Source organism: Bacillus sp. S71 (assembly GCF_016625265.1).
Classification (GTDB): Bacteria; Bacillota; Bacilli; order Bacillales; family Bacillaceae_G; genus Bacillus_A; species Bacillus_A cereus.
In genome coordinates, this window is record NZ_JACVUW010000024.1 from 25,589 (window position 1) to 41,329 (window position 15,741).

Sequence of the window (15,741 nt, forward strand, 5' to 3'; positions counted from 1 at the left end):
ATCTTATTGATTACAAACTATTTTTCAAACCTATTAGTATAAATTTCATTTTTAATATTAAGTCTCATAGTTTTCAAATCATATTTAGCAAATTTATAACGAATATATCTAGATACTTCCTCTTCATGAGTAGACATAATAATCTGTTTTCTCTTGAATTCATTTCTAAGTAATTCAGTTAATGACGCGATATTTATTTCATCCATCGTTTGAACTGGATCATCAATCATTATTATATCAATTGAGTTCTCTCCATATACTTTATTGAGAGCTAATGTAAATGCAATAACTAAACCTGATAGCTGTCCCGAAGAAAGGTAGTTTATTGCATCATGATCCGATTTAAGATTAGAGACGAATCTTATACTTTTTTGTCCGAAACTTTCATTATCATGTATAAAAAGACCACAACCTCTTTGATAATTTTGCATTATTTTACCGGTATATATATAAAAAGGAATTTCAATGTCCGTAATTATCTTTTTCCAATGATTTAGTATTTTTTGTTCATATACTTCGATTAACACCTTTATTTTTTGTTCTGCTAAAATTATTTTTCTGCGTTTCGTAGACATTTGATCTATTTCTCTTTGTAAAACTTTTATATTTTCAGAGCTATTATAATAATATTGATAATCTATATATTTTACTTTTTTAATTATATCAACCAAATCAATTTTACGTACCTTTTTAATATCTCCACTAAATACTGTGTTAAAAGTACTTTTGTTACTTTCATGATTTGCATAGGAGCTATCAACAGTTTTTATTTGTAATAACAACAGATCTATAAGTTGCTGCACCTTAGCATCAATATTCTCTACGAATCTAAATTCAGTATTCAAACTGGAACTAATATCCAAGTTATTATTTTCACACCAATCCACAAAATTGTTTATAGCATTTTTATTACGTAATGCTTCTATGAATACTTTATACAAATCTTCATTTATTATATTTTGTTCTACCAATAAATATTTTTCAATTTCTAATAGTATCTTGTCCACATGATTTAAGAATAGTTCATTATATAATTCACTATATTTATTAGTATCTTTATCTAACATCTGTGAAAAAACTTTTTCCTTTTCATTAACAGATGTAATTAGATTTTCATAAGATTTATATGGGTTTCCACATAAAGGACACTCAACACTTTCAAACTCTTCTTTAATTTTATTATATTGAGTCATTAAAGTTTCTCTTGTAACATTTAATTGCTGTATTACTTCTGAAACTTCTCCCATTCTTAATTTATAACTTTTTAAATTACTAATATAAATTTCAATATCCTCTATATTAATTTTAATACTTAATAATTCCTGTAATTCAGTAAAATGAGAAACAATTAGATTTTTATCTAAATTTTCTTTAGTAATCTTGTGTTTTATTCTTTTTAAAGTTGTTTCTTTATCTTTTAACTTCTTAAATTTTCCGTACTCTTCCAGAAAGTTATATGTGAGAATTGTATGTGCAAGAAGTTTTTTATTTTCTGTAAGTTTATAAATTTCATTATTAAATTCAGTGTCTAAAAATTTTTCAATATTTCTTACTAAAATGTATACTTCACGCAATTCTTGTAAAAATTTCTCTCTACTTTCCTTATTAAGCGTAATTTTTTCTTTATCCCATTCTTTTAGAGTATTTTCTTCCTGAAATAGAACAAAATACTCAATTTCTTGTATATCTTTCTTCTCAAGATCTTTTAGCCCATTTATTAATAAATTTTTTGTATTCTCTTTATTAGCTAGCTCTCCTTTAGGACCATCTAATCTTTTTAACTCAGTTGTAATTTTCGATTTTATTATTTGTAATTTTTTTAATTCTGTCTCTTCGTTATATGTATCAAACAGCTGAGAAATTTCATCCATTCTTTCTTTAGCATTTTGCTTTAAAAACAAAGTATTTTCTTCTTGCTGTACATAATAGAATAAACTAAAATATCTTTCTAAGTTATCAATTGAAAGTATAGTCTCTATGTCTTCATTTGAAATTAAATCACCTTCTGTTACAGGTATATCAAAATCAGATAAATGATATGTCTCAAAAACCTCCCAGTTGTCTGGTTTTCTCTCTACAGCTGTTAAACGTTTCTTAGAATCAATTCTTTTAGCTATTACAAAGCAATCATTTTCACCAATAAATTCTACTTTTATTTCGGTATCTAATTCGCTATTATTCGCAAATAGAATATCTCCATATCCAATACGTCCATCTGCTGTATTCTTTATTCTACTTATTTTTCCTGTTAAAACTAGTTCCACTGCATCAAAAACTGTAGTTTTTCCAAATCCATTCGGTCCATCTAACACAATTAAATCTTTATTTGAAAAATCCAATACAAGTTCTTCAATATGTTTAAAATTTTTTATTTGTATCCTACTTATTTTCAACTTATTCATTTATCTATTTCATCCTCTGTTATAGAAAGAACATGATCTATTATTCTTTCATCATTTTCATTGAACTTTAATAAAGAATTCTTAAATGCCAAAAGGTTTTTTCCGAATAATTCTTCGTCGATTTTTTCGTTTAAATTGTCTAGTTCCTCTAATCTTTTCTCTAACCTCATAAATGGGATTTTTATCATTAATTTAGTAGATATTTCATATAATGACGTGAAATTATTACTTTCATTCATTTTAAAACTTAAAAACATTTTAGGATTATTAATAATTCTGTTTAAAATATCATTGGAACTTTCATGCATCGTATCAAATTGACTTTTCAATTCATTACAATTATTTTCATTGTATGTAATAACATACTTTTTAAAGAAATATGGATCCTCTTCAATTTCAAAGATTTTTTCAGGGATTTCCTGTATCATTTCATTTTCCATCTTGACACACACTAACATTGAAAGATTCTTATCCATTCTTTCATCATATCCTACCTCTAATTGCTTAATTGCATTGAAATAAGCTGGCACTTCATTGGTTAAAAAATCCTCCTTTATTTCATCTAAAAATAATACTAAATAAAAGTTAACAGCGTTATCACTATAATTGGCCCAAAATTCAATTTGATTTCCTTCAACAGGATTTTCAATTTTTATATCGCTAAACCCATTGTCATTAAAAATTTTTTTTATAATACTCTTCACTTCAATAAATCTCCTTTTGCATTTTTTATATCAACTAAACTAATTTTTTTAATTTTAGTTATTCTGTCATGATATTCTTTTGATTTCTCAAAATTTTCATCCTCTGGATCTGGCACATTAGTATAGACCTTAGCATCCTCTAATGAAGGCAAGTTAATGGATTTCGTAATAATCTTATCAACTTCATTCAATAATTCCGGATGAGCATTACTTATAATTCCCTTTGCTATTTTACGATTTCTAATCGGATGATCAGCGTCAGTTATAGTTGATGGTAAATAAGTAATATTCATCCCATCTAAATTTTTTTTATTATAGGTCCATTTATTATCTTTAAACTCTTTTTTTATTTGCTTTACCATTTCAAAAAAAACATCATTCAATCCTGTTTTGTTTAAACATTGACTTATCATTTTAATTATATGTTCAGGTAATTCTTTATTCACCTCATTATTTGGCGTTATCTTTAAACAAAAATCTAAAAATTGTTTATCATCTAACTCATTAATTTGTTTTAGAGTATTATTAAAGATTAAAATCTCTTGTTCAGATATAATATTAATTTCTAACTCCTCTTTTAAATCATCTAAATAACTATTTGCAATATGATTAAATTCATTTTTCAAATAGTATGAAGCATATTCTTTACTAATTAGCTCAAAATCTTGATATACTATTTTTTGTATATCCAAAAAATTAATTGATACTTTCTTTTTCTTCTCTCCTGTCTGAATATCAATATGCCTTTCTCTAATATTTTTATCTATTAAGCCTAATAAATAGTAATACGCTCTTTCAACCCTGGTTTCGGTAGCTAATGCTCCAATTAATTGATGTAATTTCTCCTTAGTCGCTTCCTCAATACCTTCAATTGAACAGTATTGTTCTTTATCATTATAGTTATATAAGGAGAATTTTCGAAATAACTTATGATATTCACCCGAGGCTTTAACTTTATCGTGGCACTCTTTAGGGGTGGCATATTTCTTTATTTTTTGCTTTTTGGAAGTATCTTCTGTATCTTTTTCCTCATCTTCTGACATAACATAACCCAATAACTTTTCTTCTAACTTATCAACACTGGTTAATTTTTGAGTAACATGTAAAAAAGCACCTTCTAATTCTTTTATATCTAATAATTTGGCTAACAATAACCAAATTGCTTCTTTATACTTTGAAGTAGCTGTATCCGCATAAGTCTTAACTTGATGTATTGACTTATATTTCCCTTCTTTTTTTATAGAAAAATCTTCAAACCACTCTAGCTCTAATTCATATTTATTTACATCTTCTTTAGGTATATCCTTCATCATATTTAATGCAACATAAACCCCTACTTTTCCTTGATAATTATAGCCATTCCAACTTGGACTAGCATCAGTAGTATAAGGAATTATTAATGTGTCTAGTACGTTACTATTCAAAATAATTGCTCCTTTATTCCTGTTTGGATTTTTACTATATTGTTAGCTCTGTAATCAATAACATTTTTCGATACAAATTGTTCCGTATCAAAATTATTACGGTTTTTCTTAAATTGCTCTTAGCAATCACAAACGCCCAATTAGTAACATATTCGCAATTTTAAAAGTACAAAAACACAGTGTTTTTTATACTTTACTTAAAAATATTTGTTTGGAGCATTAGAAAATCACTTTATTCCTGCTACCAATTATTATTTATTTCAATTTAATTAAACCTTAACTAAATTATAACTTTTCACCCGTATTATTTCTATATTTCCAGTTAAATACTTTACATACCTTCCAAAACTTCACTCCTAGAGACAGTTTATCCAATAGGTTAAAGACTAAATAGCCTCGACACATTAAAAATAACAAATAAGAAAAAATATCTATAATAAATCTTTAAAATAAACTACCTCTATAAAAATATTTAAAATTGATTTTGCAACAAAATAAAACATACGTAAACTTGTTCTCACCACACTTTATATAAATAAGAATTCGATCTAAGAAAATATAAAAAGACAAACCAGTTTCATTATCATCTGGTTCATCTTTTCATTCCAATATTAAGCTTTAGTTCACTCTACCGTTTCATTACTAAAATACTGTAAATATTGCTAGCTACATATTTATTTTACATCTCCTCAGGAGCCTCCACCCCAAGTAAACGTAATCCTTCTTTTAATACAACCGTCACAGCATAAACCAATGCGAGTCTGCTGTCTTTTTCTTCACTCTCTTCTAATATACGAACATTACCGTAATATTTATTGAACGATTGTGCTACATCTAATACATATTTCGAAATAATCGATGGCTCATTTTTATTGAAAGCTGCTTCAATTACTTGTGGGAATTTGTTTAATAATTTTACGACACTCCAGCTATGATCGTCTTTTAAAGCAAACGTACATGTTTCAAATTCTACACTTTCTTTTCTTAAAATAGAGCAAGCACGTGCATGTGTGTACTGTACGTACGGGCCTGTTTCTCCTTCAAATTTCAGCATGTTTTCTAATGAGAATTCAATATTGTGCATACGCTCATTTTTTAAATCGTGGAAAATAACTGCACCTACACCGACTTGCTTTGCTACTACTTCTTTTTGTTTTAAGTTTGGATTTTTCTCTTCAATATTTTGTTTTGCAAGGTCGATTGCTTCCTCAAGTACTTCTTCAAGTAAAATAACTCTTCCTTTACGTGTCGACATTTTCTTACCATCTTTTAAAATGAAGCCAAACGGTACGTGTTCCATACCATCAACCCAAGTATAGCCAAGTTTTTTTAATACAGTGAAAAATTGATTGAAATGTAAGCTTTGTTCTGGACCAACAACATATAGCGCTTTATCAAACCCATAAGTGTTTTGACGATATAAAGCTGCCGTTAAGTCACGCGTTGCATAAATCGTCGCACCATCTGATTTTCTAATTAAGCAAGGCGGCATTCCTTCTTCTTCTAAATTAACGACTAATGCGCCTTCTGATTCTTCCAGTAAGTCGTGCTCTTCTAAAATCCCAATAAAGTCTTCCATTTTATCATTATAGAAAGCTTCGCCTTGAAAATTAGTAAATTCCACACCGAGAAGTTCATAAATACGAGAAAATTCTTTTAATGATTCGTGACGGAACCAATTCCAAAGTTCAACTGCTTCTTCATCGCCTTCTTCTAGCTTTTTAAACCAAGCACGTCCTTCTTCTTCTAATTCATCATTCTCTTTTACTTCTACATGAAACTGAACATATAACTTAAATAGCTCACGTATTGGATCTTCTTTCACTACTTCTTCATTTCCCCATTTTTTATAAGCCGTAATTAACTTTCCAAACTGTGTTCCCCAATCTCCTATATAATTAATCCCTACAACTTCATAGCCACATTTTTCAGCGATATGTTTCAGCGAATTTCCTATCATTGTAGAACGTAAATGCCCCATCGAAAAAGGTTTCGCGATATTAGGAGAGGAATAATCAATTACTACTGTTTTTTCACAGCCAAAGTGGTTTTGACCGAACTCTTCTTTCTCCGCTAAAACTGTTTTTAATACTGCATCACTTACAGTTTCACGATTGAAAAATACATTTACATAAGGACCAACGGCTTCTACTTTCGTAAAAAACGGATCATTTAATTTCTCAGCAACTTCCTTTGCGATAAGAGCTGGTGCTTTTTTATATTGCTTCGCTAATGAAAAACATGGGAACGCTGCATCTCCAAATTCATCTTGTTTCGGTGTTTCAATTAAATCTAAAATTTGTTTTTGCGTTAATTCATTCGTGAAAATATTAGATAAACTTTCCGCAAACTGTATTTTATAATCCATGATACAACCTCCTTATTTTTTAAAACACAAAAAACTCGTCTCTAAAAAAGAGACGAGTTTGAACCCGTGGTACCACCCTTGTTGTTCGTTACGAACCACTTTCCCGTTTATAACGAGGACAGGGGGCCTCGGCTTTCTCTACTATTCGTTCAAGAAGCATCTCCGAAGTGCGCTTCATCTTTTTCTTCCGTACTAGGCTCACACCATCCCTAGCTCGCTTTCCTTCTAAAAAAGACTACTCTCTTCATCACAGACAGTATATTTAATTAATTATTGCTTATTATACATCTTTTCAAACAATTAGCAAGGGTCAATTACACCAAAGTGAAACTTAGCACTTTTTCTTTTGTATACGTGAAAATTGTGTTTTTCAAATCTAGAACTACGGAAATGATCTTTTAAAACAACACGCTTTCTCGCCACTCGCTTCGCCTCCGCAATTGTTTCATCAGTAATATCATGATACAAAGCGAAGTGTTTTAATCCTTTAATTCCGTCAGATTCTATGACAGTTTCTTCAAACATCGGATCAAGGTAAACGACATCATAACTATTGTCTTCACATTGCGCTAAAAATGAAAAATGCTCCGTTTGCGTTACTTGGATTCTTTGCATTGCTTCATCGATTTCAGAAACAGATGAAGACCATGTTTTCAAACCATTTCTCATGATATAAGCCATATATTCATTGCCTTCAAGTCCTGTTACTGTTCCACTTTCACCAACAACATAACTAGCTACAATACTATCTGATGCCATACCGAGCGTACAATCTAACACTGTCATTCCGCTCTCTAATTTAGCAGCTTGTACAAACGGATCGTGTTCTCCACGCATTAACCTTTTCACACGAAACATCGCTGAGTTCGGATGAAAGAAAAATGATTCTTCCGTACCTTTCGGATAAATAGCTAATCGGTTCTTTCCTACGACAAGTATATCTTGTTCATACTGCTCATGTAATTTATGCACTGGTATATCATTACGTAAAATGAAAGAACGATTTAATTCTTCTGCTACCTTTTTTGCATATGCTGTCATTTCTTTGTTTGTTCTTCCTGCTGTTGTTACGATCATTGTTTCACCTCTATATAAAGAAAAGAGGGAGATTTACTCTCCCCCTTCTTTAACAATTCTTTTCGAAAGCTTGCTCTAAGTTCGTAATAATTTCGTCCATAGTTGCACCTTCAATTTCATGACGGTGAATGAAGTGAACAACTTCTTTTCCTTTTAATAATGCCATAGATGGTGAAGATGGAGGAATTTCTCCGAAGTATTCACGCATTTTTGCAGTAGCATCTTTATCTTGACCTGCGAATACAGTTACAAGATGATCAGGTTGTTTTTCAGCACGAACAACCGCTTGACCTGCTGATGGACGTGCTAAACCAGCTGCACAACCACAAACAGAGTTTACAACTACTAAAGTTGTACCTGATGTATTTTCCATAAATTCTGTTACAGCTTCTTCTGTAGTTAACTCTTCAAACCCAGAACGCACTAACTCTTGGCGCATTGGGATTACCATTTGGCGCATGTATTCTTCATAAGCATTTGACATCTTGTAATCTCTCCTTCAACTTTCATTCCAAATTCATCATATCACGCTCTATTAATAGGTGCAAAAGAAAGATAACGATGATTTCATTTTTTTGTAGGGATTTCACAAACCCCACCGCGGCAATGTCCCACTGGAACAAGTTTTCTATTATTAGCGATATAATCGTATACTTTACTTCCAAAACCAAGTACGATAGATAGCTTTATAAAAGGAACTGCAAACCAATAAGATGGAACGGCCTTTGCTAATACATCTATGCTCTGAATGCCGTCATACCACTTATTATTTTTAAAAATATACAGTCTTTGTTCCATTTTACTTTGTAGTTCTTGAGAAAGCTTATATTTCTCAACTACATCTTCATTTCGAAATGAAACAAATTTCATCTTACCCTTTTTATCTAATTTTTTCGTACGTTCTGCAACGGCCGTACACATCGGACACCAACTATCATAGAAAACAATCATACATTATTCCCCTTTACGAGACTCCGTCATTTGTTTCCATACAGAACCTTTTGCTTCTTCTCCGCCTTCAATACGCTCTAATGCTAGACGTGCTTGCATCGCTACTTCAAACTCTGAATCATCTTGCGCTGCTTTTAATGCTGGAATCGCACTTTCATCTCCAAGTTCAAATAAGAACATCGCTGCACGCCAGCGTACTAATTTACTTGGATCTTTCAGAGATTTAATCATAACGAACATCGCTGCCGGATCACCTACATCTGATAAACAATCTCCTGCAGTACGACGAACACTTACAGAGCGATCTAACAACGCTTTATATAATAACGGTAATACTTCATCACCTTTTACCATACCTAAATACGCTGTTGCTAAACGGCGTATTGAAACTTTTTCATCATCTAACGCCATCTTCAACACTGGAATATCTTCTTCAGTAGGATCCATTTGTTCTAATGCTGCAAAACGGTTTTTCCAGTCAGAATCTTTCATCATCTCTTCTGTTACTTTATATGGTTCACGCTTTTGAATCGTTACTTCAACAGCACCTGCTTGATTTAATAATTCTTTAACCGTTTCATTTACACGTTCTTCTGAATAAGCAGCAACAATCTCTTCTACTACTTCTTTCCCGATTTCTTCAAAATTACCGTAACGTGTACTTTGTTCTACCCATTTACGCTCTTTTACAACGTTTGGTGCAGACATTTGTACTTTCATAATTGATTCTTTGAAACGATCTGGTAAGCCAACGCGTTCTTCCGATGTTCCATCTGTTAACTTTACTTGCATTGGAATTGTAAAGAACATTTGAACAAACACTTTCACTTCTCCAAAATGAGACAGTTGTTGTTCTTCACTTTCTTCCACTACTTCTTCGCCAAAAACAGCACGAACTTGTTGTAATAATACTTTCCAGTCATACTTTGCATTTCGCTCGACTGCTAAAAAGTCAGCTACATGATACACACCTTTAATGCCTTCAATTTTCAAAATTTCTTGCACTTGCATTGGTGCTTGTTCTTTATTTTCATTTGTATAATTATTACGCGCTCCTGATGGTAATACTTCATTCAAAATAACTTTCATTGTATTTGGACTTGGCGTCGGTTCAATTGCTTTAATCTTCACGTAAAAAACTCTCCTTTATTGCGTGTTCTTAGCTGTATTGTAACATGTTATCACTCTATACTCCTACTCAGGTGCTTAATTTTACTACTTTCTTCCCGCTACCATACTATTTCATTCTTTTTACATTTCAAATTAGGGATGGGATTTTAAAAGCTTTCGTTTCCGATGATTTTTATTTTTTATCCATTTCTTGAGGCATCGCCATTATTTTTGAAAAAAACACGCTAAACAAAAAAATATGTAAATAAGCTATCCATATGGATAGCTTATTTACATATTTTTCGTTATTGGAAGTTATTTATTTGCTAATAAATCTTCTGCGTAACATTTAATCATCATGTAGCCTGCGTAACCGAACTGATCATACGTATCTGCTTCTTCTTTGGTCGCCTGTCTAAGTACTGAATATCCTTTCATTAACATACAATTCTCATCATGAACCATTTGTGAAGTGAAATACTCTGTTTCAATTCCATCTAATTCTAATGAACGATAGCCACTTATAAAACCATCCAATGCTGTTTCATGAATGGTTTTAATATGAACATCTATTTGTATTAACGTTTTACAACCTTTTAAATTTTCAGCCATAGGTGGGCTATCTCCGATCCAATCCATCAAACCTGCTAAAAATCCCCTTCTACTATTTGGATCTGTTTCAATTACTCTACCACATGCAAATTTACTGTTATCTAAAGGAATAGTCCAAAATTGCCCTGGTACTAAATAACGATTTGATTTTGGTTTAAATGGATAGTTTATACTCATTGTTCTCCCCATCTCTTTTTTATCTATTGTATAACATATTCATGTAAAGTTAACATAACGTCCTATTATCGGTAGCAACAAAAAGGAGGATTCCTTACTCTCAGAAGGATCCCCTTTTTTATTTTCTATCACTCGATTCTTCTTTTTATACATTCCTATCCTGGCATGGGTTTTACGGTTCTCGATTGTTACTGGATTAGCCGAAAAACGTAATAAAATTTTGTATACTCTTTACTTGTTTTCCAAAAAAATCTGGCGGTACTCCTTCTTTAAGTTTATTAAAATACTTTCCACAATTTTTTCCGTAGCTATTACTTAAAATCACCTTTTATTACGATGCCCCCTCCCGCCTTCTCTCCAAAAAGGTAATACTCTCAATCACAACTTCAGTTCTATATATTCTCTTGCCTTGTTCATCATCGTAATTACTCGTCTGAATACGCCCTGTAATCCCAACAAGTGATCCCTTCTTACAATATTCAGTTACATTCTCAGCCGATTTTCGCCAAACGACACAATTAATAAAATCGACTTGTTGTTCACCTAAACTATTTCGAAATCCTCTATTCACCGCAATACATATTCTTGCATAAGCAACGCCTTGTTTTGTGTAGTATAATTCTGGCTCCTTTGTCAATCTACCGATTAATACAACTCTATTCATCATAAGTTATACCACCTCACATATTTTTCTCCATTGTAAGGAGAAATGGATGAATGGTAAAAAGCACAAAATGATGTATCCGTAAGTAAAAAGTATTAATTTAGACCTTACAAAACAAAAAAAGAAACCATACATAGTTCAAACATGTATGGTTTCAAAATTTATTACACTTCAGTACAAGATATGTAATATCCTCCGCGAGCCATCTTTATTTCAGCACGGTACATTACATTTTCTAAGTAAAAAGTAATCGGTTTAACTTTACTCTCAAATTTTAGTCTTTCATTGCATTCAGTTGCATATCCTTCAATCGCTGAAGTAATAACTTCAGATGATGGATACGTTAAAGCTTCATCTAGTTCTATGAAAAAACTTTTAGAAAATAGTTTTTTCATAATCCCCTTCTTCCCTTTCATCATATTCCATCTCCTTCAATTCAAGTTGATAACATCCATATTATACCATACGTTCAATATATCTTTGAAAATAAAAAAAACCTGCATTTTTCATGCAGGTTTTTTTTATTAGTCATTTTTCGTAAAGTAAGAAACGAAACGAAGAATTTCTAAGTATAACCAAACTAATGTAAGCATTAGTCCCATTGCAGTGTACCACTCCATATATTTCGGAGCTTGACTACGTACACCATTTTCGATTAAATCGAAATCTAGTAATAAGTTTAATGCAGCAACTACAATAACAACTGCACTAATAATAATACCGATTGTACCACCTTGGTGAATGTATGGAACAGTTACACCAAACATATTTAGTAGGAATACGACTAAATACATAACCATAATTCCAAGTGTTGCTGCCATAACGCCTGTACGGAATTTATCCGTTACTTTTACTACGCGTGTTGCATATAACACTAACATTGCAAATAGAATTGAGATTGTTAGTAATACAGCATTTAAAACGATAGAATCGCCAAATTTCATTGTATAAACTGCTGAAATACTTCCTAACACAACCCCTTCTACCGCCGCATAGATTGGTGCACCAAAAGGTGAAATACGCGGGAAGAACATAGACGCAAATGCGATGATTGCTGCAACGATTAAAGCACCAATTAATACTGGAATCTTCATCGTCCCCTGCATCATCTGTATGTATGAATAGACAGACGTTGCAAGTAGCAAGATAAGCATAATGAACGTTTTGCCTACTGTTCCGCCAATCGTCATCGCAGAAGCGCTTGCTCCCTCTTTACGGAATGCCTCTTTTTTCAACATTGGATTAGATGTTCTCATTTTTTCCCTCCTAAAATAGGTTCTACCAATAGTGTAAAGTTTTTCTCTTTACTTTTCAATATATGCAGCTTGTTTTTATTTTAATCCTTCAACGATGTCTGATAGTTCACTCCATCTTTCCATCTTTTTTTCTAGCTCTTCTTCTATTTTCTGCTGTGCTTCAGATAATTCTTGTGCCTTTGTGAAGTCAGATCCAACTTTCGCAAGTTCTTCTCCAATTGACTCAATTTTTTCTTCAAGTTCGGCAATTGTATCTTCAATCGTTTCCCATTCACGCTGCTCATTGTATGAAAGTTTACGTTTACGTTGTTGTTTTGGAGCTTCTTCTACTACTTTTTTCTCTTTTTGAACTTCCGCTTTCTCCATAAGTTCTCTCGTTTTTTCCATTTCTAAATAATCTGTATAACTACCTAGGAACTCACGCACTTCGCCTCCGCCAGTAAAGATGAACAGTTCATCTACTACTTTATCTAAGAAGTAACGGTCATGCGATACAGTTAAAACGACACCTGGGAAATCTTCTAAATAATCTTCTAGTACTGTTAATGTTTGTGTATCTAGATCATTCGTAGGTTCATCAAGTAAAAGTACGTTTGGTTCTCCCATTAAAATACGTAATAAATATAAACGTCTTCTTTCACCACCAGATAGTTTACCAAGCGGTGTACCATGTGAATGAGTCGGGAATAAGAAACGTTCTAACATTTGAGATGCACCAATTACTTTTCCATCTGTTGTATGGATAACTTCTGCAATCTCTTTAATGTATTCAATCATACGCTGATTTAAATTCATTTCTTCATTTTCTTGCGTATAATAAGCAACTTTTACAGTTTGCCCAACTTCAATTTCACCACTATCAGGAGATAACTTACCTGCAAGCATATTTAATAGCGAAGATTTCCCGCTTCCATTCGCTCCAATAATTCCGATGCGATCGCCTGGTTTCACGATATGATTAAAGTTGTTTAATACCGTTTTATCACCAAATTTTTTCGTCACATCTTTTAACTCAAGTACTTTTTTCCCAAGACGGCTACCGCTAAGTGCAATATCAACTGACTGTTTTGCAGCTGGCCCTTCTTGGCCCTTTAGCTCATCAAATCGTTGAATACGTGCCTTTTGCTTTGTTGAACGGGCTTTTGCACCGCGGCGGATCCATGCTAGTTCGCGGCGATATAAGTTTTGACGTTTTGATTCTTGCGCAATTTCTTGTTCTTCACGAAGCGCTTTCGCTTCTAAAAACGTACTGTAATTCCCTTCATAACTATACAGTTTTCCATTATCTAATTCGAAAATACGATTCGTCACACGATCTAAGAAATAACGATCATGGGTTACAAGTAATACTGCACCATTATATCGAGCTAAATATTCCTCTAACCATTCCACTGTCTCATGATCAAGATGGTTCGTAGGCTCATCTAAAATTAATAGATCCGGTGTTTCAATAAAACATTGCGCCATCGCAATACGTTTTTTCTGTCCACCAGATAAATTTCCAACAGTTGCAGTGAAGTCCGTAATTCCTAATTTCGTTAAAAGAGATTTCGCATTTGCATTTGCTTCCCATGCACTCATTGCATCCATACGTTGCTGCACTGCAAATAATTGTTCCTGTACTTTTTCATTACTTGGATCTTTTTCGATATGTAATAGCGCCTTTTCATACTCACGAAGAAGACGAATTAAAGGAGTATCACCATGGAAGACTTGCTCTAGCACTGTTAGTTGTTCATCAAACTCTGGTTGCTGTGATAAATAACTAATTGTATACCCACGAGAATGAGTCATATCACCTGTATCAGGAATTTCTGCCCCTGCAATAATTTTTAATAACGTCGATTTACCAGTTCCGTTTACACCGATAATTCCGGCACGGTGTCCTTCTGCAATACTAAATGATAATCCATCAAATAACGGTTTTTCTCCATATGATTTTGATAAGTTTTCCACAGTTAACATTTTCATATTTGTGCATTCCACTCTTTCATAAATTGTTCAATAAACTGTTCCATATAACGATGACGAACTTCCGCCTCTTGTTTTGCTGCGTTCGTATTCATTAAATCTTTTAATTTCAAAAGTTTTTCATAAAAATGATTTAAAGATGGATCATTATTTTTTCTATACTCTTCTTTCGTCATTTCTTCACGCGGCGGAATAGTTGGGTCATACATTAATCTCCCTTTTGCCCCGCCATATGCAAATGTACGTGCAATTCCAATTGCACCAAGAGCATCTAAACGATCCGCATCTTGAACAATTTCCCCTTCAAGCGATTCAAGTGTGCCGCCATGACCACCTTTATAAGACATATTGGCGATGATATGAAGAACATGTTTACTTTCCTCTTCTTCCACATGTAACTCTTCTAACCAATCAGAAACTTTTTTCATTCCTTCTTCTTCACTTTCATTTAACTTCTCATCTGCCACATCGTGAAGTAATGCTGCCATTTCAATTATAAAACGATTTCCCCCTTCTTGCTCGGATAAAGAAATCGCCAGTTTATGTACGCGTTCAATATGATACCAATCATGCCCACTCGCATCTTTTTCTAAAATATGTTTTACAAAAGTAATTGTTTTTTGAATCTTTTCTTGTTTTGTCATTTTATCTTCACCCAGTTACTTATTGTAACACGCCCGCATTTTTTCATCACATATTTTCTTGTCCGCCCATACACTGAGTGGTAAGCATCATCATGAAGGAGGAATAAATATGTTCTATAATAATCAACCGCCTTATCCAAGGCAACCATTTTACCCTCAACAACAAGAACAAAGATACACAGAACAATACGAAGAACAAGAGTTACGACAGCAAGAACAACAATATGACGAAAACCCATATGCAACAACGCAAAATCAAGAAACTGAATTTCCACAAAATCCATATGAAACACGTCCAAATTATGAATATCCTCAAAATCCATATGCGGTACCACAAAACCAAGAACAACCATATCAACAAAATCCATATGCAGCACCACA

General features: G+C 32.6%; 14 protein-coding genes, 1 pseudogene and 1 other annotated feature. Of the genes and pseudogenes, 1 reads left to right on the forward strand and 14 read right to left on the reverse strand.

Features of this window, described 5'->3' with window-relative positions; genetic code table 11:
* Window positions 1-17 precede the first annotated feature (17 nt).
* The 14 genes from IBT51_RS26295 to IBT51_RS26360 all read right to left on the reverse strand — a co-directional run bounded on the left by IBT51_RS26295 (window position 18) and on the right by IBT51_RS26360 (window position 15,360).
* Window positions 18-2,402, reverse strand: coding sequence for an ATP-binding protein (locus IBT51_RS26295; RefSeq protein WP_200457884.1), 2,385 nt, complete (start codon window positions 2,400-2,402; stop codon window positions 18-20).
* The gene (locus IBT51_RS26300) at window positions 2,399-3,106 is read right to left on the reverse strand and encodes an ABC-three component system middle component 1 (RefSeq protein WP_200457885.1); all 708 of its coding nucleotides are present in this window, start codon (window positions 3,104-3,106) and stop codon (window positions 2,399-2,401) included. The genes IBT51_RS26295 and IBT51_RS26300 overlap by 4 nt, the downstream gene beginning before the upstream one ends.
* Window positions 3,103-4,530, reverse strand: coding sequence for an ABC-three component system protein (locus IBT51_RS26305; RefSeq protein WP_200457886.1), 1,428 nt, complete (start codon window positions 4,528-4,530; stop codon window positions 3,103-3,105). The genes IBT51_RS26300 and IBT51_RS26305 overlap by 4 nt, the downstream gene beginning before the upstream one ends.
* A gap of 679 nt (window positions 4,531-5,209) precedes the next feature.
* Window positions 5,210-6,898: an arginine--tRNA ligase gene (gene argS, locus IBT51_RS26310; protein WP_088021924.1), complete on the reverse strand. Its 1,689-nt coding sequence runs from the start codon at window positions 6,896-6,898 to the stop codon at window positions 5,210-5,212.
* 45 nt (window positions 6,899-6,943) lie between these two features.
* Window positions 6,944-7,158 (reverse strand) — a binding site (T-box leader).
* Between the two features lie 40 nt (window positions 7,159-7,198).
* The gene (locus tag IBT51_RS26315) at window positions 7,199-7,975 is read right to left on the reverse strand and encodes a class I SAM-dependent methyltransferase (RefSeq protein WP_053564641.1); all 777 of its coding nucleotides are present in this window, start codon (window positions 7,973-7,975) and stop codon (window positions 7,199-7,201) included.
* Window positions 7,976-8,024: 49 nt separating this feature from the next.
* Window positions 8,025-8,459 (reverse strand): BrxA/BrxB family bacilliredoxin, encoded by a 435-nt coding sequence (locus IBT51_RS26320; RefSeq protein WP_000063706.1) that lies wholly within the window; start codon window positions 8,457-8,459, stop codon window positions 8,025-8,027.
* A gap of 83 nt (window positions 8,460-8,542) precedes the next feature.
* Entirely contained in the window at window positions 8,543-8,926 is a 384-nt protein-coding gene (locus tag IBT51_RS26325) for a thiol-disulfide oxidoreductase DCC family protein (RefSeq protein WP_000634891.1), read from the reverse strand.
* 3 nt (window positions 8,927-8,929) lie between these two features.
* A complete protein-coding gene (locus tag IBT51_RS26330) occupies window positions 8,930-10,057 on the reverse strand; it encodes a conserved virulence factor C family protein (protein ID WP_000692587.1) in 1,128 nt (375 codons plus the stop codon).
* A 294-nt stretch (window positions 10,058-10,351) separates the two neighbouring features.
* Window positions 10,352-10,825: an Imm26 family immunity protein gene (locus tag IBT51_RS26335; protein WP_000026686.1), complete on the reverse strand. Its 474-nt coding sequence runs from the start codon at window positions 10,823-10,825 to the stop codon at window positions 10,352-10,354.
* 331 nt (window positions 10,826-11,156) lie between these two features.
* Complete coding sequence (locus tag IBT51_RS26340; RefSeq protein WP_000982013.1) at window positions 11,157-11,492, reverse strand: single-stranded DNA-binding protein; 336 nt, start codon at window positions 11,490-11,492, stop codon at window positions 11,157-11,159.
* Between the two features lie 161 nt (window positions 11,493-11,653).
* Complete coding sequence (locus tag IBT51_RS26345; RefSeq protein ID WP_053564643.1) at window positions 11,654-11,908, reverse strand: DUF4318 domain-containing protein; 255 nt, start codon at window positions 11,906-11,908, stop codon at window positions 11,654-11,656.
* A 105-nt stretch (window positions 11,909-12,013) separates the two neighbouring features.
* Window positions 12,014-12,745, reverse strand: a complete 732-nt coding sequence (locus tag IBT51_RS26350) for a Bax inhibitor-1/YccA family protein (RefSeq protein ID WP_200457887.1) — start codon at window positions 12,743-12,745, stop codon at window positions 12,014-12,016.
* 75 nt (window positions 12,746-12,820) lie between these two features.
* Window positions 12,821-14,716, reverse strand: coding sequence for an ABC-F family ATP-binding cassette domain-containing protein (locus tag IBT51_RS26355; RefSeq protein WP_088024748.1), 1,896 nt, complete (start codon window positions 14,714-14,716; stop codon window positions 12,821-12,823).
* Complete coding sequence (locus IBT51_RS26360; protein ID WP_069355499.1) at window positions 14,713-15,360, reverse strand: HD domain-containing protein; 648 nt, start codon at window positions 15,358-15,360, stop codon at window positions 14,713-14,715. Before IBT51_RS26360 ends, IBT51_RS26355 begins: the two co-directional genes overlap by 4 nt.
* A 109-nt stretch (window positions 15,361-15,469) precedes the next feature.
* Between IBT51_RS26360 and IBT51_RS26365 the strand changes: the two are divergent.
* A pseudogene (locus IBT51_RS26365) lies at window positions 15,470-15,741 on the forward strand (hypothetical protein); the annotation flags it as partial.